The organism is Methylobacterium gnaphalii, from assembly GCF_007992215.1.
Classification (GTDB): domain Bacteria; phylum Pseudomonadota; class Alphaproteobacteria; order Rhizobiales; family Beijerinckiaceae; genus Methylobacterium; species Methylobacterium gnaphalii.
Map to the genome: position 1 here is coordinate 1 of NZ_BJZV01000014.1, position 21,988 is coordinate 21,988.

Here is a 21,988-nt window from a genome sequence, read left to right on the forward strand (position 1 = left end):
CCCTCACCACATCATCGACAGGGGACGTTGAGGGGCGGGCCCTCCCGCCCGCTCTTCACGTTTCCGCCGAGGTTCAGGTTATGACCGGTCAGAATATTCGCATTCGCCTCAAGGCGTTCGACCATCGCATCCTCGATGCGTCGACCAAGGAGATCGTTTCGACGGCCAAGCGCACCGGTGCGCAGATCCGTGGTCCGATCCCGCTGCCGACCCACATCGAGAAGTTTACCGTGAACCGCTCGCCGCACATCGACAAGAAGTCGCGCGAACAGTTCGAGATGCGCACGCATAAGCGAGTGCTCGATATTGTCGATCCGACCCCCCAGACCGTGGACGCGCTGATGAAGCTCGACCTCGCCGCTGGCGTGGACGTGGAAATCAAGCTCTAAGTCCCGCGGGATTTAGGGCTTCAGCGATCAACGCGCGAGGGAGAGACCTATGCGCTCAGGCGTCATTGCACGAAAGGTCGGCATGACCCGCGTCTTCACCGACGCAGGCGAGCACGTGCCGGTTACCGTGCTTCAAATCGATCAGTGCCAGGTCGTGGCACACCGCACGACCGAACGGGACGGCTACGTCGCCCTCCAGGTCGGCGTGGGCAAGGCCAAGGTGAAGAACGTGTCGGCTGCCGAACGCGGCCGGTTCGCGGTCGCCAAAGTCGAGCCGAAGCAGAAGCTCGCCGAGTTCCGCGTCAGCGAGGACTCCATGATCCCGGTCGGTGCCGAGATCACTGCGGATCACTTCATCCCGGGTCAGTTCGTCGACGTGACGGGCACCACCACGGGTAAGGGTTTCGCCGGTGGTATGAAGCGCTGGAACTTCGGTGGTCTACGCGCCACTCACGGCGTGTCCGTGTCGCACCGTTCGATCGGATCGACCGGCGGCCGTCAGGATCCGGGCAAGACCTTCAAGAACAAGAAGATGCCCGGTCACATGGGCGTCGAGCGTGTCACCACGCAGAACCTCAAGGTCGTGCGCATCGATCCCGATCGCGGCCTGATCCTCGTCGAAGGGGCCGTTCCCGGCGTTGCCGGCGGCTGGATCCAGGTTCGCGACGCGGTCAAGCGCAAGCTGCCCGCCGAGGTGCCGCATCCTGGCAAGTTCCGTGAGAACGGTTCGAATGGTTCGGCTTCGAACGAAGCGCCCGCTGAGGCGCCCGCAGCCGAGGAGAACGCGTGATGAAGCTCGATATCACCACGCTCGATGGGTCCTCCGCAGGCTCGGTCGAGCTCAACGAGACCATTTTCGGCCTTGAGCCCCGCGCCGATCTTCTGCAGCGCATGGTCCGCTACCAGCTCGCCAAGCGGCGTGCCGGCACCCATGCCGTCAAGAACCGCTCGGACATCGATCGGTCGACCAAGAAGATCTATAAGCAGAAGGGCACCGGTAACGCCCGCCACGGCGCCGCTTCCGCCCCGCAGTTCCGCGGTGGTGGACGTGCGTTCGGCCCGGTGGTGCGTGACCACGGCCACGACCTCCCCAAGAAGGTCCGTGCGCTGGCCCTGAAGCATGCGCTCTCCGCCAAGGCCAAGGCCTCGACCCTAATCGTCGTCGACGACATCAAGGTCGATAGCCACAAGACCAAGGCCATGGTCGAGCGCTTCGGCAAGCTCGGCTGGTCGAGCGCCCTGATCATCGGCGGTGCCGAGGTCGACGAGAATTTCGGCCGCGCCGCCCGCGCCGTGCCGAAGATCGACGTACTGCCCGTGCAGGGCATCAACGTCTACGACATCCTGCGCCGTGACACCCTCGTCCTGACGAAGGCCGCGGTCGATGCGCTGGAGGAGCGTTTCAAATGAGTGCCGATCCGCGCCACTACGACGTCATCGTCTCCCCGGTCATCACCGAGAAGGCAACGAACCTCACCGAGCAGAACAAGGTCGTCTTCCGGGTCGCCCCGAAGGCTACCAAGCCGCAGATCAAGGAAGCGGTCGAGAAGCTGTTCGACGTCAAGGTGACCGGCGTGAACACGCTCGTCACCAAGGGCAAGAAGAAGTTCTTCCGCGGCCAACGCGGTCAGCGGTCCGACGTGAAGAAGGCGATCATCACCCTCGCCGAGGGTGACACGATCGACGTCACGACCGGCCTCTGAGAACACGATAGTCTAGGATCAAGCCGATGGCCTTGAAGACATTCAAACCGGTCACGCCGAGCCTTCGCCAGCTCGTGCTCGTCGACCGCCGTGAGCTCTACAAGGGCAAGCCGGTGAAGAAGCTGACCGAGGGCAAGTCGTCCTCGGGTGGCCGTAATAACCTCGGTCGCGTGACCGTCCGCTTCCGCGGCGGTGGTCACAAGCGCACCCTGCGCAACGTCGACTTCAAGCGTCGCGAAAACCTCGGCCAGACGGCGACCGTGGAGCGGATCGAGTACGATCCCAACCGCACCGCCTTCATCGCGCTGATCGCGTTCGAGGATGGCAAGCAGGCCTACATCCTGGCCCCGCAGCGCCTCTCTGCTGGCGACAAGGTCGTCGCCGGTGAGAACGTTGACATCAAGCCGGGCAATGCCGGGCCGATCGGCAATATGCCGGTGGGCACGATCGTCCACAACATCGAGCTGAAGATCGGCAAGGGCGGCGCAATCGCCCGCTCCGCCGGCAACTACGCTCAGATCGTCGGACGTGACCAGGGCTACGTCACGCTGCGCCTGAACTCGGGCGAGCAGCGCCTGGTGCACGGCCAGTGCTTCGCGAGCGTCGGTGCGGTCTCGAACCCGGACCACATGAACATCTCGCTCGGCAAGGCTGGCCGCAACCGCTGGCTCGGCAAGCGTCCTCATAACCGCGGCGTGGCGATGAACCCCGTCGATCACCCGCATGGCGGCGGCGAGGGTCGTACCTCGGGCGGCCGCAACCCGGTCACGCCCTGGGGTGTGCCCACCAAGGGGAAGAAGACCCGGTCCAACAAGCGGACCGACACCTTCATCCTGTCCAGCCGTCATAACCGTAAGAAGTAATCGCCATGGCACGCTCCCTCTGGAAGGGGCCGTTCGTCGACGGCTACCTCCTCAAGAAAGCCGACGCCGCCCGCGGCTCCAGCCGCAACGAGGTCGTCAAGATCTGGAGCCGCCGCTCCACGATCCTCCCGCAGTTCGTTGGCATCACCTTCGGTGTGCACAATGGACAGAAGCACATCCCGGTCTACGTCACCGAGGAAATGGTCGGTCACAAGTTCGGCGAGTTCTCGCCGACCCGCACCTTCCCCGGCCATGCGGCCGACAAGAAGGCGAAGAGGCGCTAAGATGGGCAAGGCTGCCACCCCCCGCGCGCTCCCCGAGAACGAGGCGAAGGCCGTCGCGCGCATGCTGCGCGTGTCGCCCCAGAAGCTGAATCTCGTGGCGCAGCTGATCCGCGGCAAGAAGGTCGATACGGCGCTCGCCGATCTTCAGTTCTCCCGCAAGCGTATCGCCGTCGAGGTCAAGAAGTGCCTCGAGAGCGCGATCGCCAATGCAGAGAACAACCACGACCTGGACGTGGACGACCTCGTCGTCTCCCAGGCTTTCGTGGGCAAGGCGCTCGTTCTCAAGCGTTTCCACGCCCGTGCCCGCGGCCGCGGCGCGCGCATCCTGAAGCCCTTCGCGAACCTCACGATCGTGGTTCGCGAAGTGCGCGCTGAAGCGGCCTGAGGAGGACTCCATGGGTCAGAAAATCAATCCGATCGGCCTGCGTCTCGGCATCAACCGGACCTGGGAATCCCGCTGGTTCGCCGGCAAGGGCGAGTACGCCAAGCTCATGCATGAGGACGTTGCGATCCGCGCCGCTCTCATGAAGCAGCTGAAGCAGGCCGCCGTCTCCAAGATCGTGATCGAGCGTCCGCACCGGAAGTGCCGCGTCACGATCCACTCGGGTCGTCCGGGCGTGGTGATCGGCAAGAAGGGTGCGGATATCGAGAAGCTGCGCAAGCTCGTCGGCTCGATGACCAAGGCCGATGTGACGATCAACATCGTCGAGGTGCGCAAGCCCGAGATCGACGCCACCCTGGTGGCCGACTCGATTGCTCAGCAGCTCGAGCGCCGCGTTGCCTTCCGTCGTGCCATGAAGCGCGCCGTCCAGTCGGCGATGCGTCTCGGTGCTGAAGGCATCCGCATCAACTGCGCTGGCCGTCTCGGTGGCGCAGAGATCGCACGCACGGAATGGTACCGCGAGGGCCGCGTTCCGCTGCACACGCTGCGGGCCGACGTCGATTACGGCGTTGCCACCGCGTTCACCACCTATGGGACCTGCGGTATCAAGGTTTGGGTGTTCAAGGGCGAAATCCTCGAGCACGACCCGATGGCCCAGGACAAGAAGGCCCAGGAAGAGGGCGGCCGCTCCGGCGGGCGTCGCGAGCGTGACGGCGATGACCGTGGTGGCCGTGGCCGCCGCGAGCCGGCTCACGCCTGATCGCCCGAGGCCAGGAGAGTTTGAGAGGCTGCCATGCTGCAACCCAAGAAGACCAAGTTCCGTAAGCAGTTCAAGGGGCGCATCCATGGCGCGGCCAAGGGCGGTTTTGACCTGAACTTCGGCACGTTCGGCCTCAAGGCCGTCGAGCCGGAGCGTGTCACCGCACGCCAGATCGAGGCGGCCCGCCGCGCGATCACCCGCGAGATGAAGCGTCAGGGCCGTGTCTGGATCCGGGTGTTTCCGGACGTTCCAGTCACCGCCAAGCCCACCGAGGTCCGCATGGGCTCCGGTAAGGGTGCTCCCGAGTATTGGGCGGCCCGCGTCCATCCGGGTCGCATCATGTTCGAAGTGGACGGCGTCGCCGAGATGGTTGCCCGCGAGGCCCTGCGCCTCGGAGCGGCCAAGCTGTCGGTGCGCACCCGCATCATCGCCCGCATCGCCGACTGAGAGGGGAGGGGATCATGAAGTCATCACAGAGACTGTCGGATCTGCGCGCCCTGTCGCCGGATCAACTGAGCGACGAGCTCGTCAACCTGAAGAAGGAGCAGTTCAACCTGCGCTTCCAGGGTGCCACGGGCCAGCTCGAGAACGTCGCCCGCGTCCGTGAGGTCCGCCGCGACATCGCCCGCGTCCGTACGCTTCAGCGTCAGAAGACGCTGGCGTCGTCGGCGCAAGGCTAAGGAGTTCAGACTATGCCGAAGCGCGTGCTGCAGGGCACTGTCATCAGCGACAAGACCGACAAGACCATCACGGTGAAGGTGGAGCGCCGCTACACCCACCCCGTGATGAAGAAGACGGTGCGCCGCTCGAAGCACTATCACGCCCACGACGAGAACAACGTCGCCAAGACGGGCCAGACCGTGTTCATCGAGGAGTCGCGTCCCTTCTCGAAGACCAAGACCTGGAAGCTGGTCGAGGATCAGGCTGCCGCAGCGGAAGCCGCAGGTCAGGCGCCCGCCGCCTGAGGACCGCTCCCGAGAGGTCGATCGACATCTGGCCTCTTGCATCGACGGTCGGCACGTAGTATCGCGCCGACCTTCGCAGACATTCCGTGAGGGTGTTCGCACCTTCACATGACCGCGGTGACCGCGCCGGCGTTTCCAACGCCGATTGCGCGGTCCGTTACATTCGGGGACCTCAGATCCCCATCAGGCGTCGTCCGCCGGACAATACCGTCCGTGTGCGGATACCCGCCCGAAACAAGGAAAGGTCACTTCCGTGATCCAGATGCAGACGAATCTGGACGTCGCTGACAACTCTGGTGCGCGTCGTGTGATGTGCATCAAGGTGCTCGGCGGGTCGAAGCGTAAATATGCCGGCGTCGGCGACATCATCGTCGTTTCCGTCAAGGAAGCGATTCCGCGCGGCCGCGTGAAGAAGGGCGACGTCATGAAGGCGGTCGTCGTTCGTACGGCCAAGGCCGTGAAGCGCGTCGATGGATCCGTGATCCGCTTCGACAAAAACGCTGCCGTTCTGATCAACAATCAGAAGGAGCCGGTCGGCACCCGTATCTTCGGACCCGTGCCGCGCGAGCTTCGCGCACGCAATCACATGAAGATCATCTCGCTCGCTCCGGAGGTGCTGTGATGGCTGCGAAGATCAAGAAGGGCGACAAGGTCGTCGTTCTCACCGGCCGCGACGAGGGTCGCTCGGGTGAGGTCATTCAGGTGCTTCCGAAGGAGAATCGCGCGTTCGTTCGCGGTGTGAACCTGGTCAAGAAGCACCAGAAGCAGACGCAGAACCAGGAAGGCGGGATCATCTCCAAGGAGGCCGCCATCCATCTTTCCAACATCGCGATTGCCGACCCCAAGGACGGCAAGCCTACGCGCGTTGGTTTCCGTATTCTCGATGACGGCCGCAAGGTCCGCTTCGCCAAGCGCTCGGGGGATCTGATCGATGGCTGACGCTAAGAAGTCTGCAAAGGCCCCGAAGGACGCCGGTCAGGCGGACGAGGCCCAGACCGTGAATGGGGGCAGCGCCAAGCGCGGTGCGAGTGCCGACGGCTACACCCCGCGGATGCGCAAGCATTACGACGAGGTCGTGCGCCAGAAGCTCATCGAGCAGTTCGGCTACAAGAACCCGATGGAAGTGCCGCAGATCGAGAAGATCGTCATTAACATGGGCGTCGGCGAATCCACCGCGGATTCGAAGAAGGCGACCGTTGCTGCCGGCGACCTCGCACTGATCGCCGGTCAGAAGCCGGTGATCACCCGGGCCCGCAAGGCCATCGCGACCTTCAAGGTCCGCGAGGGTATGCCGATCGGCTGCAAGGTCACGCTCCGCAAGGCGCGGATGTACGAGTTCATGGATCGCCTGGTTACGATCGCGCTCCCGCGCGTCCGCGACTTCCGCGGCCTGAACCCGCGTTCCTTCGACGGCCGCGGCAACTACGCCATGGGCCTCAAGGAGCACCTCGTGTTCCCGGAAATCTCCTACGACAAGGCGGAGCAGACCTGGGGCATGGACATCGTCGTTCAGACGAGTGCCAAGACCGACGAAGAGGCCAAGGCCCTTCTCGCCCACTTCAAGTTCCCGTTCCGGCAGTGAGCCCTCGGGCTCATACGCGGACACTGGAGATAGACAGACATGGCTAAAACAAGCTCAGTCGAAAAGAACAACCGCCGCAAAGCGCTGGTCAAGCGCTTCGCTGCCAAGCGCAAGGCGCTGCTGGCGACGGCGAACGACACCTCGCTCGAGATGGAGCAGCGCTTCGAGGCACGGCTCAAGCTCGCCGAGCTGCCGCGCAACTCGTCGCCGACCCGCATTCGCAATCGTTGCGAAGTCACCGGGCGCCCCCGCGCCTATTACCGCAAGCTCGGTATGTCCCGTATCGCCCTGCGTGAGCTCGGCAATAAGGGCCTGATCCCGGGTCTCGTGAAGTCCAGCTGGTAAGGGGGAGCCACCATGGTCAACGATCCCGTGGGTGATATGCTCACCCGCATCCGCAACGGTCAGCTCCGGCGCCGCAACGTCGTCCAGACGCCAGGCTCGAAGCTCCGCAAGAGCGTTCTCGATGTCCTCAAGTCCGAGGGCTACATCCGCGACTATTCCGTGAGCGATCTCGGAAACGGCCGCACGGAATTCGCGATCGAGCTGAAGTACTACGATGGCCAGCCGGTCATCCGCTCGCTTCAGCGCGTGTCGAAGCCCGGCCGTCGCGTCTACTCGTCGGTTGGCGAGCTGCCGCGCGTTGCCGACGGTCTCGGCATCACCATCATCTCGACCCCGCAGGGCGTCATGGCCGATCACAATGCGCGTGAGCGCAATGTCGGCGGTGAAGTGCTCTGCAAGGTGTTCTGATCCGGAGGACAGCCAAATGTCTCGCGTAGGCAAGAAGCCCGTCCCCGTTCCGTCCGGCGTCACCGCCACGGTCACGGGTCAGACGGTGAAGATGAAGGGTTCGAAGGGCGAACTGGAATTCGTGGTTCCGCCCCAGGTCGTCGTCGAGTTCAAGGACGGCGCCGTCTCGGTGCAGCCCAAGGACCAGTCGAAGCAGGCTCGTTCCCTGTGGGGCACCTCGCGTGCCCAGGTCGCCAATCTCGTGGAGGGTGTGTCGAAGGGCTTCGAGAAGAAGCTCGAGATCACCGGCGTGGGTTACCGCGCAGCGATGTCCGGCAAGGCCCTCAAGCTGTCGCTCGGCTATAGCCACGACATCGAATACGAGATCCCGGCCGGCATCACGATCGCGACGCCGAAGCCGACGGAGATCACCATCTCGGGGATCAACCGTCAGCAGGTCGGTCAGGTCGCCGCTGAGATCCGCGAATACCGTGGTCCCGAGCCCTACAAGGGCAAGGGCGTGAAGTACGCGGGCGAGTTCATCTTCCGCAAGGAAGGCAAGAAGAAGTAAGGGGGCGACATGTCTTCAAAGAACGAAGCCCTCATCAAGCGTAAGGCGCGCGTGCGCCGTGCACTTCGGGCAGCAGCGAACGGTCGGCCGCGTCTCTCGGTGTTCCGCTCGTCCAAGCAGATCTACGTTCAGGTTATCGACGACGCTGCCGGCAAGACGCTGGCCGCAGCATCGAGCCTCGACAAGGATCTCAAGAGCGGCTTGAAGACCGGTGCCGACAAGGCAGCGGCCGAGGCCGTTGGCAAGCTCGTCGCTGAGCGCGCCAAGGCTGCAGGCGTCTCGAAGGTCGTCTTCGACCGCTCGGGCTACATCTTCCACGGCCGCGTCAAGGCTCTTGCCGACGCTGCCCGCGAAGGTGGCCTGGAGTTCTGAGGCCGCAACGACCCGGGCGAGCGAAGCACGCCCGTCGACTGCAAAGATATCGAGCGAGCGGACCGTTTCGGCCTGCGCCAGTGAGATGAATAGGAAGAACGATGGCACGTGAACGTGAAGGCGGGGGCCGCGGCCGCCGCGACGACCGCGAGGAGCGCGACAGCGAATTCGTGGACAAGCTCGTCCACATCAACCGCGTCGCAAAGGTCGTGAAGGGTGGTCGTCGCTTCGGCTTTGCCGCTCTCGTCGTGGTCGGCGACCAGAAGGGTCGCGTCGGCTTCGGCCACGGCAAGGCCCGTGAGGTGCCGGAAGCCATCCGCAAGGCAACGGAGGCTGCCAAGCGTGGCCTGATCCGTGTGTCGCTGCGTGAGGGCCGCACTCTGCACCACGACGTCAACGGACGTCACGGCGCCGGCAAGGTCATTCTGCGCGCTGCACCGCAGGGTACCGGCATCATCGCCGGCGGCCCGATGCGCGCTGTCTTCGAGACGCTCGGGATGCAGGACGTGGTAGCGAAGAGCCTCGGCTCCTCGAACCCCTACAACCTAGTCCGTGCGACCTTCGACGCTCTCAAGAACGAGGACAGCCCTCGTTCGGTCGCCGCCCGTCGTGGCCTCAAGGTGTCCGCGCTTCAGTCGCGCCGCCGCGATGCCGATCCGACGGATACCTCTGAAGCCGCAGTGGCGTAAGGGGAGGGCAGAATGGCTACCAAGACTGTCCGTATCGAGCAGATCGGATCGCCGATCCGCCGCGAAGCCTCTCAGCGCGCGACGCTGATCGGCCTCAAACTGAACAAGCTCCACCGTGTGTCCGAGCTGGAGGATACCCCCTCCGTTCGCGGCATGATCCGCAAGGTTGCGCACCTCGTGCGCGTCCACGGCGACGTGGCTTGAGGAGGGCGCGATGAAGCTCAACGAGATCCACGACAACGAAGGCGCGACCAAGGCCCGCATGCGCGTCGGCCGCGGTATCGGCTCCGGCAAGGGCAAGACTGGCGGACGTGGCGTGAAGGGTCAGAAGGCCCGCACCGGCGTTTCCATCAAGGGCTTCGAGGGCGGTCAGATGCCGCTGCATCGTCGCCTGCCCAAGCGCGGCTTCAACAACCTGTACTCGACCGACCTCAACGAGGTGAATGTCGGCCGGGTCCAGGAGGCGATCGACGCGGGCAAGCTCGACAAGGCAGCGACCGTGACGGTTGCCGCTTTGGTTGAAGCCGGCATCATCAACCGCGCTCGCGACGGTGTGAAGCTGCTCGGCGTCGGCGAGTTGACGACCAAGCTGACCTTCGAGGTCACGCGCGCTTCCAAGTCCGCCATCGAGGCGGTCGAGAAGGCTGGCGGCTCGGTCACGACCGTCTTCGCCGCAGGCGCAGCTCACCGGGCGACTGTTGCGTCGGCCTGAGCCAACGCTTAAGTCGAACCACCTGAGCGGCGGCCCGTGCTAGGCGCGTGGCCGCCGTCTCTGTTTCAGGCCCATCCGGACGGCATTCTTCGGGAATACGTGACATGGCATCAGCCGCCGAGCAGCTTGCCGCCAATCTAAATTTCGGCGCGATCGCCAAAGCCGACGAGCTCAAGAAGCGTATCTGGTTTACGATCGGTGCGCTGATCGTGTTCCGGCTCGGTACCTACATCCCGATTCCCGGTATCGATCCCGAGCAGTTCGCCAAGAACTTCCAGAGTCAGGCCGGTGGCGTACTCGGCATGTTCAACATGTTCTCCGGCGGTGCCGTCGAGCGCATGGCCGTGTTCGCGCTGAACATCATGCCGTACATCTCGGCCTCGATCATCGTTCAGCTCCTCACCTCTGTGGTGCCGACGCTGGAAGCCCTCAAGAAGGAGGGCGAGTCCGGCCGCAAGGTGATCAATCAATACACCCGCTACCTCACTGTGGTGCTGGCGCTGGTTCAGTCCTGGGGCATCGCTTTCGGCCTTCAAGGCTCGAACGCGGTGATCAATCCCGGACCGTTCTTCATTCTGTCGACGGTGCTGACACTGACCGGCGGCACGCTGTTCCTGATGTGGATCGGTGAGCAGATTACCTCGCGCGGTATCGGCAACGGCTCCTCGCTGATCATCTTCGCCGGCATCGTGGCGCACCTTCCAGCCGCGATCTTCGGCGCGCTGGAGCTGACACGGACTGGCGCGCTGTCGCCTGCTCTGCTGCTCGGTGCGACGATCGCAGCCATCTGCCTCGTCTATTTCATCGTATTCATGGAGCGGGCTCAGCGCCGGCTGTTGATCCAGTACCCGAAGCGGCAGGTCGGCAACCGCATGTACGAGGGTCAGACCTCGTTCCTGCCGCTGAAGCTCAATACCTCGGGCGTTATCCCGCCGATCTTCGCCTCGTCGCTCCTGCTGCTGCCCGCCACGGTGGCGAGCTTCTCGGCGAACCAGGGGTCGACGGGCATCCTCGGCACGCTGACGGCCTATATCGGGCACGGCCGGCCGCTCTACATGCTGCTCTACGCCGCCCTGATCATCTTCTTCACGTTCTTCTACACGGCCGTGGTCTTCAATCCGCAAGAGACGGCCGACAATCTCAAGAAGCACGGCGGCTTCATTCCCGGTCAGCGTCCCGGCGAACGTACGGCGAGCTACATCGACAAGATCCTGACCCGGATCACGGTGATCGGTGCGCTCTATCTTACCTTCGTCTGTCTGGTGCCGGAGATCGTGGCATCGCAGACATCGCAGAGCCTCGGCTTTGGCGGCACGTCGCTGCTGATCGTGGTCTCGGTGACCATGGATACGGTCGCCCAGATCCATGGGCACCTGATGGCGCACCAGTATGAGGGCCTGGTGAAGAAGGCGAAGCTGCGCGGCGCTTCCACCACACAGCGCCGCCGCTGAAATCAGCCAATCTCGGCCAAAGGTCTACGGAAAGGAGCGCACAAAAGACGTTCCTTTCCGGGCCCCCGGTGATTACCCTGCCGAACGGAATAACGAGCCCGCGAGGCGGGCCTGAGGAGGATCACGGCGCCATGCGGATCATTCTGCTCGGACCCCCTGGGGCGGGGAAGGGTACGCAATCCGAGCGAATCACCCAGACTTACGGCATTCCCCAGCTCTCGACCGGCGACATGCTGCGCGCCGCCGTAGCGGCCGGCACGCCCGTCGGCCTGGAAGCCAAGTCGATCATGGAGAGCGGCGGCTTGGTGCCGGATGCCGTGGTGGTTGGCATCGTCGCCGATCGTGTGGAAGAGCCGGATTGCGAGCACGGCTTCATCCTCGACGGTTTTCCGCGCACGGTCGAGCAGGCCATCGCCCTTGACGAGATGCTCAAGGAGAAGGGGCTCGAGCTCGACACGGTGATCGAGTTCGTCGTGGACGAGAATGCCCTGGTCGGCCGCATCGCCAAGCGTGCCGAGGAGACGGCGGCACGCGGCCAGCCCGTGCGCAAGGACGACACGCCAGAAGTCTTCAAGTCGCGCTTCGAAGCCTACAAGAAGCAGACGGCTCCGCTGTCGAGCTACTATGCCAGCCTCGGCCACCTCCAGACGATCGACGGCATGAAGCCGATCGACGAGGTGACCAAGGATCTCACTGCTATTCTCGACAGGTATCGTCAGACCGTAGCGTCTTGAGCCGATCGGCTCGGACCCTGCCTTGACTCCCCGGGTGGCCTGCGCTAGGCGGGCCACCTTCGTCCAGACCGCGCTTAGGTCCAGGGTGCCTCTCAGAGGCTGCTCTTGGGCCGATTTGTCGTTATCGGCCTGGACATCAGCACCGCGTGCAGGGGCCGGCCTCCACCGGACGCACGCACAACTCGCGGCTCGGGTTCGCCCGGCCCAGATGGAGAAGACCTTGGCCCGTATCGCAGGCGTCAACATCCCGACCAACAAGCGCGTCGTCATCGCGCTTCAGTATATCCACGGCATCGGCTCGAAGAAGGCCGGCGAGATCACCGAGAAGGTCGGCATTCCGGCCGAGCGTCGGGTCAACGAGCTGACCGATGCCGAGGTTCTCCAGATCCGCGAGACGATTGACCGGGATTACCTCGTCGAGGGCGACCTGCGCCGCGACGTCTCGATGAACATCAAACGCCTGATGGATCTCGGCTGCTACCGTGGCCTGCGCCACCGCAAGCAGCTCCCGGTCCGCGGCCAGCGCACGCATACCAATGCCCGCACCCGGAAGGGCAAGTCGAAGCCGATCGCCGGCAAGAAGAAGTAATCCTCGTCAATCGGAGGCCGGGCAGAGCGCGGCCTCCTTCGCCTTCACGGAGCGGATCCTTCGCAGCCGTGATCGTTCGATGTGTCCGCCCCGGGCGGTGCCTTCGATATTCGAAAACATCCATCCCGAGCGCCTGGTGTTACGGGCGTGCCTGAAGGAAGAGACTGAGAACAAATGGCCAAGGAACCGACCCGCGTCCGCCGGCGCGAACGCAAGAACATCGTGTCGGGCGTTGCCCACGTGAACGCCTCGTTCAACAACACGATGATCACCATCACCGACGCGCAGGGCAACACGATCTCGTGGTCGTCGGCTGGCGCGATGGGCTTCAAGGGCTCGCGCAAGTCGACCCCGTACGCCGCACAGGTTGCCGCCGAGGATGCAGGCCGCAAGGCTGCCGAGCACGGCATGCGCACCCTCGAGGTCGAAGTGTCCGGTCCGGGCTCCGGCCGTGAATCCGCACTTCGCGCATTGCAGGCCGCTGGCTTCACCGTGACCTCGATCCGCGACGTGACCTCGATCCCGCATAACGGCTGCCGCCCGCGCAAGCGTCGCCGCGTCTGAGCGGGGATCGGAAGGAGTCCCGCGTGTCGGACGGTTCGAAGCCACTTCCTGGAGTGCTGCGTTGGAATCTCGGTGACCTCACGGTCACCGTGCTCAACGACGGCTGGTTTCAGGACTCGGCTGAGAACCTCGTCACCGGCATCTCCCCCGAGGAGGCCGTCGCGCTTCAGAAGTCCGGGTACCGGCCTTCGGATCCGCGCATCACGCTGAACGCCTTCCTGATCACGGGTCCCGGCCGCAGGCCGCTGCTCATCGATGCTGGCTACGGCCCGCTCGCTCCAGTGGCCTCTCTTGGCCGGGTTGCCGCAGCTTTGGCCGCCACGGGCGTCGCGCCGGCCGAGATCGACATGGTGCTCGTCAGCCACCTGCATCCCGACCATATCGGCGGGTTGCTTGGTGAAGTCGGCAAGGCACGCTTCCCGAACGCTACGATCGCGCTGCATGCCGACGAAGCGGCTCATTGGCTTCCCGATGCCGCTCTTGCCGGGGCGCCGGACGGGGCCAAGCCGTATTTCGAGAATGCCCGCAAGGTGATCTCGTCCTACGAGGGACGCGTTCAGGAGCACCGTGGTGGCGAGGTCGCTCCCGGTATCGTTGCCGTTCCGTTGCCCGGCCATACGCCGGGCCATACCGGTTTCCGGATCACGTCGGGCAGCCAATCGCTGCTGATGTGGACCGACATCGTCCACCTGCCGGCGATCCAGTTCGCCAAACCCGAGGCGGGCGTGGGCTTCGACGTGGATGGCGAGCTGGCACGGGAGACGCGCAAGCGCATCCTCGCCGAGGTTGCCGATACGGGTACGCTGATCGCCGGGTCTCACCTCGAGTTCCCGGCGCTCGGCTATGTGACGCGCGATGGCGGTGGATACCGTTTCGTGCCGGAGCTCTGGGTCTCAGGGCAACAATAGTTTCAGGGACCGATCCCGGCGCGGGGGCGTGTGGGGGTCGGCCGAAGCGTGATCCGGGACGCCGGACACGCGAGTACGACGAGAGGTAGGACCGTGGTCATTCAGAAGAACTGGCAAGAGCTCATCAAGCCGAACAAGCTGCAGGTTTCGGCTGGAGACGATCCGAAGCGGATCGCGACCGTCGTTGCTGAACCGCTTGAGCGCGGCTTCGGTACGACGCTTGGCAACTCGCTGCGGCGCGTGCTGCTCTCCTCGCTCCAGGGCGCCGCTGTGACTTCGGTGCAGATCGATGGCGTCCTGCACGAGTTCTCCTCGATCCCGGGCGTGCGCGAGGACGTCACCGACATCGTCCTGAACATCAAGACGATCGCAATCCGCTCGCAGACCGACCAGCCGAAGCGCATGACCCTGCGCAAGACCGGCCCCGGGCTCGTCACCGCTGGCGATATCGGCGCGGTTGGCGACATCACGATCCTCAACCCCGACCTCGTGCTCTGCACGCTGGACGACGGCGCCGAAATCCGGATGGAGTTCACGGTCGCTACCGGCAATGGCTACGTGCCGGCCGAGCGCAACCGTCCCGAGGACGCGCCGATCGGCCTGATCCCGGTTGACGCCCTCTTCTCGCCCGTGACCAAGGTGAGCTACCGCGTCGAGACGACCCGTGAGGGCCAGGACCTCGACAAGGACAAGCTGACCATGACGGTCGAGACCAACGGCGCCGTCACGCCGGAGGACGCGCTCGCCTACGCCGCGCGCATCATCCAGGATCAGCTGCAGATCTTCGTGAACTTCGAAGAGCCCCGGAAGGAAGAGGCTGCCCCGCTCGCGCCGCAGCTCCCCTTCAACCCGGCCCTGCTCAAGAAGGTCGACGAGCTCGAGCTGTCGGTCCGTTCGGCGAACTGCCTGAAGAACGACAACATCGTCTACATCGGCGACCTCATCCAGAAGTCCGAGGGCGAGATGCTGCGCACCCCGAACTTTGGTCGGAAATCGCTCAACGAGATCAAGGAAGTGCTCGCCGGAATGGGCCTGCACCTCGGCATGGACATCCCCGGATGGCCGCCGGAGAACATCGAAGACCTCGCCAAGCGCTTCGAAGAGCATTACTGAGCCGCGCTTCGGCTCGATGGGCCTATTCCCGTCGAGCCAGCACTGCCAAGAGAATCCCGCCGCGGGGTCAAGCGGATCATAGAAACAGCCTCACCATGAGGCACACGGCCGTACCGTGGCACGGCGGCCGTGACAGACAAGGATAGCCATCATGCGTCACGGTTTCCGCGGTCGTCGCTTCAACCGCACCACCGAGCATCGCAAGGCGATGTTCGCGAACATGTCCGCCGCGCTGATCAAGCACGAGCAGATCATCACCACGCTGCCGAAGGCGAAGGATCTTCGTCCGGTCGTCGAGAAGCTGGTTTCGCTGGGCCGCACCGACAGCGTGCACACGCGTCGTCTCGCCATGGGCCAGATCCGCGACGCCGACATGGTCGTGAAGCTTTTCACGGTGCTCGGTCCGCGTTACGCGGCGCGTCCGGGTGGCTACCTGCGCATCATGAAGGCCGGCTTCCGCAAGGGCGACAATGCCCCGCTCGCCGTCATCGAGTTCGTCGATCGCGACGTCGATGCCCGTGGCAAGGATTCGGGCCCGGTTCAAGGTGGCGAGGCTGAAGCGGCCTGAGCCGCGCAGCTGATCGAATGTTTGAAAAGGCGGCCCTCGGGCCGCCTTTTCTTATTCCGCCGATCTGGCCGAATTGCCGGATCCATGGCCGACCGTTCGCCTAGTCTTCGTGGCGGGTCAGCAGATCCGGGCGCCGTTCCTGCGTGAGCCGCAAGCTCTCCGCTTCCCGCCACCGCGCGATGGCACCGTGATTGCCGCTGTTGAGGATGTCCGGGATCGCGTGTCCCTCCCATTCGCGGGGCCGCGTATAGTGCGGATACTCGAGCCGCCCGGCTTCGAAGCTCTCGTCCTCGCCCGAAGCGACCTTTCCCATCACGCCGGGCAGCAGTCGCACGCAGGCATCGACGAGCACGAGAGCTGCGATCTCGCCGCCGGACAGCACGTAGTCGCCGATCGAGACCTCCTCCAGGCCGCGGGCGCTGATCACACGCTCATCCACGCCCTCGAAGCGGCCGCAGACGATCACTGCGCCGGGGCCCGCACTCAGGGCACGCACGCGCGCTTGGCTCAGCTGCTTTCCCCGGGGGGACATCAATAGGCGAGGGCGGGGGTCGTCGGGCGCCGCGGCCGCATCGATGGCAGCGGCGAGCACGTCGCACCGGAGCACCATGCCGGCGCCGCCGCCAGCGGGCGTATCGTCGACGCTGCGGTGGCGACCGATGCCGTGCTCACGGATCTGATGGGTTTCCAGCGCCCAGGTGCCGCGCGCGAGCGCGTCGCCCGACAGGGAGAGCCCGAGAGGGCCAGGAAACATCTCCGGATAGAGCGTCAGGATGGTGGCCCGCCAGGGCGCGGTGTCGGTGGTCATGGCCTCCCATGGCGCCTCGCGCGGGTGGGCGTCAAATGTTGGCGCGGCATATGGGCGGACAGTACGCTATGCTCGTGCGATGATCCGTCGTCCGCTCTGCATCCTTGCCCTCACAGCCGCATTCGCGAACGGTGCCGTCGCCCAGGACGTCCAACCCATGGCGCCGCCGGGCATCGCGGCCGATCGCTTTCCAAAGCCCGATCGTCCGGTCGCCGAGATCGTCTCACCAGCCTGGGCGCTTGAGAAGCGCCGCAACCAAGCCGACGAAGTCGGGCAGGTGGCCACCCTTATGGGTATCCGCGAGGGCCAGACCGTCGCTGATGTCGGCGCCGGCAACGGGTACTACGTTTTCCGGCTCGCCAAGCGCGTCGGACCGACTGGTCGGGTCCTCGCTGAGGACATTACGCCGGACTACCTTGTCGACCTCGACAAGCGGGTCCGCGAGAGCGGTCAGTCCAACATTACGGTGGTGCGCGGCGACGCTCACGATCCGCGGCTTCCGCCAGCCTCGCTCGATGTGGCTGTCCTCGTCCACATGTATCACGAGATCAGCCAGCCCTACGGTCTGCTCCACAACCTCGCCACCGCGATGAAGCCGGGCGGCTGGGTCGGCATCGTCGATGCGGATGACATCCCGTCGAAGCATGGCACGCCCCCGAAGCTCCTGCGCTGCGAACTCGCGGCTGCCGGCTACAGAGAGGTGAGCATGAAGACGCTGAAGGGCGGCGTCGGCTATCTGGCGATCTTCGAGCCGCCGTCACCAGAGGCGCGGCCCGATCCAGCGACGATCACACCTTGCAAGGACGAAACGACCCGAAAAAAGGCGCGCTGATCCGAAGAAACCAGCATAAGGCCATTCACTGCTTGCGAGGATTTGGCGGCTAGCCTGACAGCTCCCATTCCGGAATGCCGTCATGATCCTCGGCCTTTGGCTCGACCAGCCAGTCTGGTTGATGTTCGCTTTGCTCGCCGTGCCGTTCCTCGGGCTCTGTGCGATCCTGTCGGGGCTGACGCTGTGGCGGCGCTCGCGCCCGCTGATGCAGGCCTGCGGCACGGGGATCGTGGCACCGTATTTCAGTGCGGTCTCGGTGATGCTGGCGTTGCTGACGGGCTTCGTCGCCAACGATGCCTGGGAGCGGCAGCGACAGGCCTCACGCGTGGTCCAATCCGAGCGGGTCAACGCTCGTGCCGTCTACGATCTCAGCATCGCGACGGTCTCGGACATGAGCGACATCCGGGTCCTGCTTGCCGGATATCTCGATGCGGTGATCAGCGACGAATGGCCAGCTATGGCCGAGACCGGTCAAGCCTCCCCGCAGGCGAACGCCGCCTTGGGGCGACTGCTCCAGGCCGTGGCCGACCCTAAGGCTGGAGCCGAGGCAGGCGCGGCGGCTCAATCGACGCTTCTCGACGCGGTGATGAACCTGCGCTCAGCACGCGGCGAACGTCTCGCGCTGGCCGACGCTCAAGGCGATGAGACCAAATGGCTGACCCTATTAGTCCTGGCGGCGCTGACGCTTGTCGCGCTCGCGCTGATCCATCTGGAGAAGCCGTGCGCGCAGGCGATGGTGCTGCTGCTCTTCTCTGTCGCGATGATCTCGACGCTCGGGCTGATTGCCCTTCACGAGCGGCCCTTCGATGGTCCGATGGCGTTGAAACCGGACGCGCTACGTGCGGCGCGAGCCGGTATGGAGATCAAGGCGCCGTAGAGGCGCTCACAATCAACCCGGCTCGTCGGCGGGTTTCGGACCGGCCGGCGCGAAAAAGTCTGCCGGCGGGTCGACCACAACACGGCGGTTCGGAACGTCGAGGACAGGCACGAAGGCCTTGGTGAAGGGCAGGAGCGCCGTCGCTCCGCCTTTCGCCGAGCGGATCTCCAGAAGATCGCCGCCACCGTAGTTCGGCACGGCAACGACGGTGCCGATCGTGGCGCCCTCGGCGTCGACCGCCTCGAGGCCGACGAGGTCGGCGGCGAAGAACTCGTCCTCGTCCTCCGGTGCCCCGAGCTTGTCGCGCTCGCAGTAAAGCGCGACCCGCGTCAGTGTCTCGGCGCCGGTGCGGTCGCTCACGCCTTGAACGCGGACGACTAGGAGGTCAGGCGATGAGCCGGGGGCCGGCTTGGCCTCCGTGAGGACAAAGGTCCGGCCGTCGGCCGCACGGAGCGGGCCGTAGCTGATGATGGCGAGCGGATCGCTCGTAAAGGATTTCAGCCGAATCTCGCCGCGCAGACCCTGCGCGCGGCCGAACTCACCCAGCATGACGAGGTCGTTAGGGGCAGCCCGTGACTCGCTCGCGGCGCGCGATGGGGGGCCGGGGCGACGGGGCATGTGCGGATCTCGGTAGCTGGGGCAAAACCCCCTCCCTCCTGCGGGAGAGGGTGGACCCTCGCGCTTGCGAGGATCGGGAGAGAGGAGCGAGAGTACAGAAGAGAGGCAGACTGGGACTAGGCGCCTCATCGGCACCGTCATCCCAACCCCGCACCCGCGTGCTCCGCAGGCACCCTCTCCCGCAGCGGGGAGAGGTTGCAGCAGTAGCTTACGCCGCGGCGTCTTCCGACGCCGGAGCGGCGGCTTTCTCGGCGCGCTTGGCGGCGCGTTCCTTGGCCTTCTCGCCCGGCTCGGCCTTCTGCGGGTTGTTGCGGGTCGGACGCTTGGCGAGACCAGCAGCGTCAAGGAAGCGCAGGACGCGGTCCGTCGGCTGAGCGCCCTTCTGAAGCCAGGACGTGATCTTCTCGTTGTCGAGCACGACGCGAGCCGGATCGTCCTTCGCCTTCATCGGGTCGTAAGCGCCAACCTTCTCGATGAAGCGGCCGTCGCGGGGTGCGCGGGCGTCGGCGACGACGATGCGGTAGTAGGGGCGCTTCTTGGCGCCGCCGCGGGTGAGGCGGATCTTGAGGGACATCAGTCTTTCCTTTCGGTGTCGTTGTTCAGATCGGCATCGAATTCAGCATTCTTGGCGATCGTCTGGTGGTGCCGGATGACTTCCTTGACCACAAAGGCCAGGAATTTCTCGGCGAAGTCGGGGTCGAGCTTGGCCTCGACCGCGAGTTTTCTCAGTCGGGTCACCTGGCGCGCCTCCCGGTCGGGATCGGAGGCCGGCATACCCTTGCGAGCTTTGAGCTCGCCGACCCGCTGCGTGCAGCGGAAGCGCTCGGCGAGCAGATGAATCAGCGCCGCATCGAAATTGTCGATGCTGTCGCGCAGTCGAACGAGTTCCGGGTCGACGCCTTGTGCGGCCAGGATCGTCATTTCTTCTTCCCCGGGATGAAGCCGCCGAGACCCGGCAGCTTGGGTCCACCCAGGCCCGGTAGACCGGGCATCTTCGGCATCCCGCCGCCGAGACCCGGAGGCATCGGTGGAAGCTTGCCTCCGAACTGCTTCTGCATCTGTTCAATCTGCTCTGGAGTCGGCTCGGGCATGCCGGCCGGCATCTTCATGCCGCCAGGGAGACCACCCGGCATGCCGCCGCCGAGGCCGAACATCGAACCGAGCGCCTGGCCGATGCCGCGCTTGCCCGAGCCCATCGCCTTCATCATGTCGGCCATGGTCCGATGCATCTTGAGGAGCTTGTTGATCTCCGAGACGTCAACGCCCGAACCGGCCGCGATGCGCTTCTTGCGGCTGTTCTTCAGCAGGTCCGGGTTCTTGCGCTCCTGCGGGGTCATCGAGGAGATGATCGCGCGCTGACGCTTGAACATCTTCTCGTCGAGGTTGGCACCTTCGACCTGCTTCTTCATCTGGCCCATGCCAGGCAGCATGCCCATCAGGCCGCCGATGCCGCCCATCTTCTCCATCTGGGCAAGCTGCATGGACAAGTCTTCGAGATCGAACTTGCCCTTGCGCATCTTCTCGGCGGTGCGCATCGCCGCCTCGGCGTCGATGGTTTCCGCCGCTTTCTCGACGAGGGAGACGATGTCGCCCATGCCGAGGATGCGGTTGGCCACGCGGGCCGGGTGAAACTCTTCGAGCGCGTCGACCTTCTCGCCGACGCCGACGAGTTTGATGGGCTTGCCTGTGACGGCGCGCATCGAGAGCGCCGCGCCACCGCGGGAATCGCCGTCCATGCGGGTCAGCACGATGCCGGTGACGCCGATGCGTTGGTCGAAGGCGCGTGCGGTGTTCACCGCGTCCTGGCCAGTCAGCGCGTCGGCGACGAGCAGCACTTCGTGGGGCTTCGCCACCGCCTTTACCTCGGCGGCCTCGGCCATAAGGGCATCGTCGACCGTGGTGCGGCCTGCGGTGTCGAGCATGACCACGTCGAAGCCGCCGAGGCGTGCCGCCTCCATGGCGCGACGGGCGATCTGCACGGCCGACTGACCGGCGACGATCGGCAGGCTCTCGACCTCGACCTGCTTGGCGAGCACCGCGAGCTGCTCCATCGCCGCCGGGCGGCGGGTATCGAGGGAGGCGAGCAGGACCTTGCGCTTGTCGCGCTGGTTCAGCCGGCGGGCGATCTTGGCGGTGGTCGTCGTCTTACCCGAGCCCTGTAGGCCGACCATGAGGATGGCGACGGGGGCAGGGGCATTGAGGTCGATGATCCCGGCCTCAGTGCCGAGCATCGCCACGAGTTCGTCGTTGACGATCTTGACGACCATCTGGCCGGGCGTGACCGACTTTACGACGGTGGCGCCGACCGCCTTTTCGCGCACTGCGTCAGTGAACCCTCGGACGACTTCCAGCGAGACGTCCGCCTCGAGCAGGGCGCGGCGCACCTCGCGCATCGCGGCGGTGACGTCGGCCTCGGTCAGGGCGCCACGGCGGGTGAGCCCGGAGAGAATGCCGGAGAGGCGGTCGGAAAGGCCTTCGAACATGCGGGTCCCGGTCGCCTACTGATAGATGCCGGCATTCGCCGCGCGGCGCGCCTGCAGCGCATCCTCGAAGCTCGCCACGGCGCGGGCGAACTTGTCCCGGCACTCGGCATTACAGAACCCGACGACGGCGCCATTGTAGAGCGTCAGCGAGTCGGCCGAGATCGGCTTACCCGACCAGGGGCAAATCTCGTTGATCGCATCCTCGATGCGCAGAGTGGTCTCGCTTGCAGGCGCCATGGGCTGCTGCTTGCCTCGCCAGTGAGAACGCACGCCGCCAACGCAAAGCCCGCCCGAGGGCGCAGACGCGCTGTCGGGCGTTGACCTCCGGCCTCTCGGACCGGTCAGTGGCTCTCGGTGACGACATGTCGTCGGATTGAGCCGTGGGCGGTAGGCCGTACCGGCGTTCAAGTCAAGATCCCGCGCCGGTACGTGCCTGATC

Annotated in this window: 36 protein-coding genes; 30 read left to right on the top strand and 6 right to left on the bottom strand. The window is 65.0% G+C overall.

The window, feature by feature from the left end:
* The first annotated feature begins 80 nt into the window (after positions 1–80).
* The 28 genes from rpsJ to rplQ all read left to right on the top strand — a co-directional run bounded on the left by rpsJ (position 81) and on the right by rplQ (position 15,931).
* Complete coding sequence (rpsJ, locus tag MGN01_RS13135; protein ID WP_147047081.1) at positions 81–389, top strand: 30S ribosomal protein S10; 309 nt, start codon at positions 81–83, stop codon at positions 387–389.
* 49 nt (positions 390–438) lie between these two features.
* Entirely contained in the window at positions 439–1,179 is a 741-nt protein-coding gene (gene rplC / locus MGN01_RS13140; protein ID WP_147047082.1) for a 50S ribosomal protein L3, read from the top strand.
* On the top strand, positions 1,179–1,799 hold the full coding sequence (gene rplD / locus MGN01_RS13145; protein ID WP_147047083.1) for a 50S ribosomal protein L4: 621 nt from the start codon (positions 1,179–1,181) through the stop codon (positions 1,797–1,799). The genes rplC and rplD overlap by 1 nt, the downstream gene beginning before the upstream one ends.
* On the top strand, positions 1,796–2,092 hold the full coding sequence (locus tag MGN01_RS13150) for a 50S ribosomal protein L23 (protein ID WP_147047084.1): 297 nt from the start codon (positions 1,796–1,798) through the stop codon (positions 2,090–2,092). The genes rplD and MGN01_RS13150 overlap by 4 nt, the downstream gene beginning before the upstream one ends.
* Positions 2,093–2,118: 26 nt before the next feature.
* Positions 2,119–2,955: a 50S ribosomal protein L2 gene (gene rplB / locus MGN01_RS13155; protein ID WP_147047085.1), complete on the top strand. Its 837-nt coding sequence runs from the start codon at positions 2,119–2,121 to the stop codon at positions 2,953–2,955.
* A 5-nt stretch (positions 2,956–2,960) separates the two neighbouring features.
* Positions 2,961–3,239, top strand: a complete 279-nt coding sequence (rpsS, locus tag MGN01_RS13160; protein WP_147047086.1) for a 30S ribosomal protein S19 — start codon at positions 2,961–2,963, stop codon at positions 3,237–3,239.
* A 1-nt stretch (position 3,240) separates the two neighbouring features.
* Complete coding sequence (gene rplV, locus MGN01_RS13165; RefSeq protein ID WP_147047087.1) at positions 3,241–3,624, top strand: 50S ribosomal protein L22; 384 nt, start codon at positions 3,241–3,243, stop codon at positions 3,622–3,624.
* Positions 3,625–3,634: 10 nt separating this feature from the next.
* Positions 3,635–4,381, top strand: a complete 747-nt coding sequence (rpsC, locus tag MGN01_RS13170; protein ID WP_147047088.1) for a 30S ribosomal protein S3 — start codon at positions 3,635–3,637, stop codon at positions 4,379–4,381.
* 33 nt (positions 4,382–4,414) lie between these two features.
* Positions 4,415–4,828: a 50S ribosomal protein L16 gene (rplP, locus tag MGN01_RS13175; RefSeq protein WP_147047089.1), complete on the top strand. Its 414-nt coding sequence runs from the start codon at positions 4,415–4,417 to the stop codon at positions 4,826–4,828.
* A 14-nt stretch (positions 4,829–4,842) separates the two neighbouring features.
* Positions 4,843–5,061 carry a 50S ribosomal protein L29 gene (gene rpmC, locus MGN01_RS13180; RefSeq protein ID WP_147047090.1) on the top strand — a complete coding sequence of 73 codons (219 nt, stop codon included), beginning with the start codon at positions 4,843–4,845 and terminating at the stop codon, positions 5,059–5,061.
* Between the two features lie 12 nt (positions 5,062–5,073).
* Positions 5,074–5,346: a 30S ribosomal protein S17 gene (gene rpsQ / locus MGN01_RS13185; protein WP_147047091.1), complete on the top strand. Its 273-nt coding sequence runs from the start codon at positions 5,074–5,076 to the stop codon at positions 5,344–5,346.
* Positions 5,347–5,599: 253 nt separating this feature from the next.
* Entirely contained in the window at positions 5,600–5,968 is a 369-nt protein-coding gene (gene rplN / locus MGN01_RS13190) for a 50S ribosomal protein L14 (RefSeq protein ID WP_147047092.1), read from the top strand.
* Positions 5,968–6,285: a 50S ribosomal protein L24 gene (gene rplX / locus MGN01_RS13195; protein WP_147047093.1), complete on the top strand. Its 318-nt coding sequence runs from the start codon at positions 5,968–5,970 to the stop codon at positions 6,283–6,285. The genes rplN and rplX overlap by 1 nt, the downstream gene beginning before the upstream one ends.
* 112 nt (positions 6,286–6,397) lie before the next feature.
* Entirely contained in the window at positions 6,398–6,928 is a 531-nt protein-coding gene (gene rplE / locus MGN01_RS13200) for a 50S ribosomal protein L5 (protein WP_147047285.1), read from the top strand.
* A gap of 39 nt (positions 6,929–6,967) precedes the next feature.
* Complete coding sequence (gene rpsN / locus MGN01_RS13205; protein ID WP_147047094.1) at positions 6,968–7,273, top strand: 30S ribosomal protein S14; 306 nt, start codon at positions 6,968–6,970, stop codon at positions 7,271–7,273.
* A 12-nt stretch (positions 7,274–7,285) separates the two neighbouring features.
* A complete protein-coding gene (gene rpsH / locus MGN01_RS13210; RefSeq protein ID WP_147047095.1) occupies positions 7,286–7,681 on the top strand; it encodes a 30S ribosomal protein S8 in 396 nt (131 codons plus the stop codon).
* 16 nt (positions 7,682–7,697) lie between these two features.
* Positions 7,698–8,231, top strand: coding sequence for a 50S ribosomal protein L6 (rplF, locus tag MGN01_RS13215; RefSeq protein WP_147047096.1), 534 nt, complete (start codon positions 7,698–7,700; stop codon positions 8,229–8,231).
* A gap of 9 nt (positions 8,232–8,240) precedes the next feature.
* A complete protein-coding gene (gene rplR / locus MGN01_RS13220) occupies positions 8,241–8,603 on the top strand; it encodes a 50S ribosomal protein L18 (protein WP_147047097.1) in 363 nt (120 codons plus the stop codon).
* Positions 8,604–8,704: 101 nt separating this feature from the next.
* Complete coding sequence (gene rpsE, locus MGN01_RS13225; protein ID WP_147047098.1) at positions 8,705–9,292, top strand: 30S ribosomal protein S5; 588 nt, start codon at positions 8,705–8,707, stop codon at positions 9,290–9,292.
* 12 nt (positions 9,293–9,304) lie between these two features.
* Positions 9,305–9,496, top strand: a complete 192-nt coding sequence (gene rpmD, locus MGN01_RS13230) for a 50S ribosomal protein L30 (RefSeq protein ID WP_147047099.1) — start codon at positions 9,305–9,307, stop codon at positions 9,494–9,496.
* Positions 9,497–9,506: 10 nt separating this feature from the next.
* Entirely contained in the window at positions 9,507–10,004 is a 498-nt protein-coding gene (rplO, locus tag MGN01_RS13235) for a 50S ribosomal protein L15 (protein ID WP_147047100.1), read from the top strand.
* A gap of 104 nt (positions 10,005–10,108) precedes the next feature.
* Complete coding sequence (gene secY, locus MGN01_RS13240) at positions 10,109–11,455, top strand: preprotein translocase subunit SecY (RefSeq protein ID WP_147047101.1); 1,347 nt, start codon at positions 10,109–10,111, stop codon at positions 11,453–11,455.
* A 131-nt stretch (positions 11,456–11,586) separates the two neighbouring features.
* Positions 11,587–12,189: an adenylate kinase gene (locus MGN01_RS13245; RefSeq protein WP_147047102.1), complete on the top strand. Its 603-nt coding sequence runs from the start codon at positions 11,587–11,589 to the stop codon at positions 12,187–12,189.
* Positions 12,190–12,409: 220 nt separating this feature from the next.
* Positions 12,410–12,778: a 30S ribosomal protein S13 gene (gene rpsM / locus MGN01_RS13250; RefSeq protein ID WP_147047103.1), complete on the top strand. Its 369-nt coding sequence runs from the start codon at positions 12,410–12,412 to the stop codon at positions 12,776–12,778.
* Positions 12,779–12,952: 174 nt separating this feature from the next.
* Positions 12,953–13,342: a 30S ribosomal protein S11 gene (gene rpsK, locus MGN01_RS13255; protein ID WP_009866710.1), complete on the top strand. Its 390-nt coding sequence runs from the start codon at positions 12,953–12,955 to the stop codon at positions 13,340–13,342.
* Between the two features lie 23 nt (positions 13,343–13,365).
* Entirely contained in the window at positions 13,366–14,250 is an 885-nt protein-coding gene (locus MGN01_RS13260) for an MBL fold metallo-hydrolase (RefSeq protein ID WP_147047104.1), read from the top strand.
* Positions 14,251–14,343: 93 nt separating this feature from the next.
* A complete protein-coding gene (locus MGN01_RS13265) occupies positions 14,344–15,363 on the top strand; it encodes a DNA-directed RNA polymerase subunit alpha (RefSeq protein WP_147047105.1) in 1,020 nt (339 codons plus the stop codon).
* Positions 15,364–15,514: 151 nt separating this feature from the next.
* Complete coding sequence (gene rplQ / locus MGN01_RS13270; protein WP_147047106.1) at positions 15,515–15,931, top strand: 50S ribosomal protein L17; 417 nt, start codon at positions 15,515–15,517, stop codon at positions 15,929–15,931.
* Positions 15,932–16,031: 100 nt separating this feature from the next.
* On the opposite strand, the gene trmD is transcribed toward rplQ, so the two are convergent.
* Positions 16,032–16,739: a tRNA (guanosine(37)-N1)-methyltransferase TrmD gene (gene trmD, locus MGN01_RS13275; RefSeq protein WP_147047107.1), complete on the bottom strand. Its 708-nt coding sequence runs from the start codon at positions 16,737–16,739 to the stop codon at positions 16,032–16,034.
* Positions 16,740–16,818: 79 nt separating this feature from the next.
* On the opposite strand from trmD, the gene MGN01_RS13280 reads away from it, so the two are divergent.
* Positions 16,819–17,571 (top strand): class I SAM-dependent methyltransferase, encoded by a 753-nt coding sequence (locus MGN01_RS13280; protein WP_147047108.1) that lies wholly within the window; start codon positions 16,819–16,821, stop codon positions 17,569–17,571.
* 82 nt (positions 17,572–17,653) lie between these two features.
* Complete coding sequence (locus tag MGN01_RS13285) at positions 17,654–18,448, top strand: bestrophin-like domain (RefSeq protein WP_147047109.1); 795 nt, start codon at positions 17,654–17,656, stop codon at positions 18,446–18,448.
* A gap of 12 nt (positions 18,449–18,460) precedes the next feature.
* Here MGN01_RS13285 and rimM read toward each other — a convergent pair whose 3' ends face one another.
* The 5 genes from rimM to MGN01_RS13310 form a co-directional block, all read right to left on the bottom strand.
* A complete protein-coding gene (gene rimM / locus MGN01_RS13290; protein WP_147047110.1) occupies positions 18,461–19,066 on the bottom strand; it encodes a ribosome maturation factor RimM in 606 nt (201 codons plus the stop codon).
* A gap of 208 nt (positions 19,067–19,274) precedes the next feature.
* Entirely contained in the window at positions 19,275–19,640 is a 366-nt protein-coding gene (rpsP, locus tag MGN01_RS13295) for a 30S ribosomal protein S16 (RefSeq protein WP_147047111.1), read from the bottom strand.
* A complete protein-coding gene (locus tag MGN01_RS13300) occupies positions 19,640–19,987 on the bottom strand; it encodes a chorismate mutase (RefSeq protein ID WP_147047112.1) in 348 nt (115 codons plus the stop codon). Before MGN01_RS13300 ends, rpsP begins: the two co-directional genes overlap by 1 nt.
* Positions 19,984–21,549, bottom strand: coding sequence for a signal recognition particle protein (ffh, locus tag MGN01_RS13305; protein WP_147047113.1), 1,566 nt, complete (start codon positions 21,547–21,549; stop codon positions 19,984–19,986). The genes MGN01_RS13300 and ffh overlap by 4 nt, the downstream gene beginning before the upstream one ends.
* 15 nt (positions 21,550–21,564) lie before the next feature.
* The gene (locus MGN01_RS13310; protein ID WP_147047114.1) at positions 21,565–21,786 is read right to left on the bottom strand and encodes an eL24 family ribosomal protein; all 222 of its coding nucleotides are present in this window, start codon (positions 21,784–21,786) and stop codon (positions 21,565–21,567) included.
* Between the last annotated feature and the right edge of the window lie 202 nt (positions 21,787–21,988).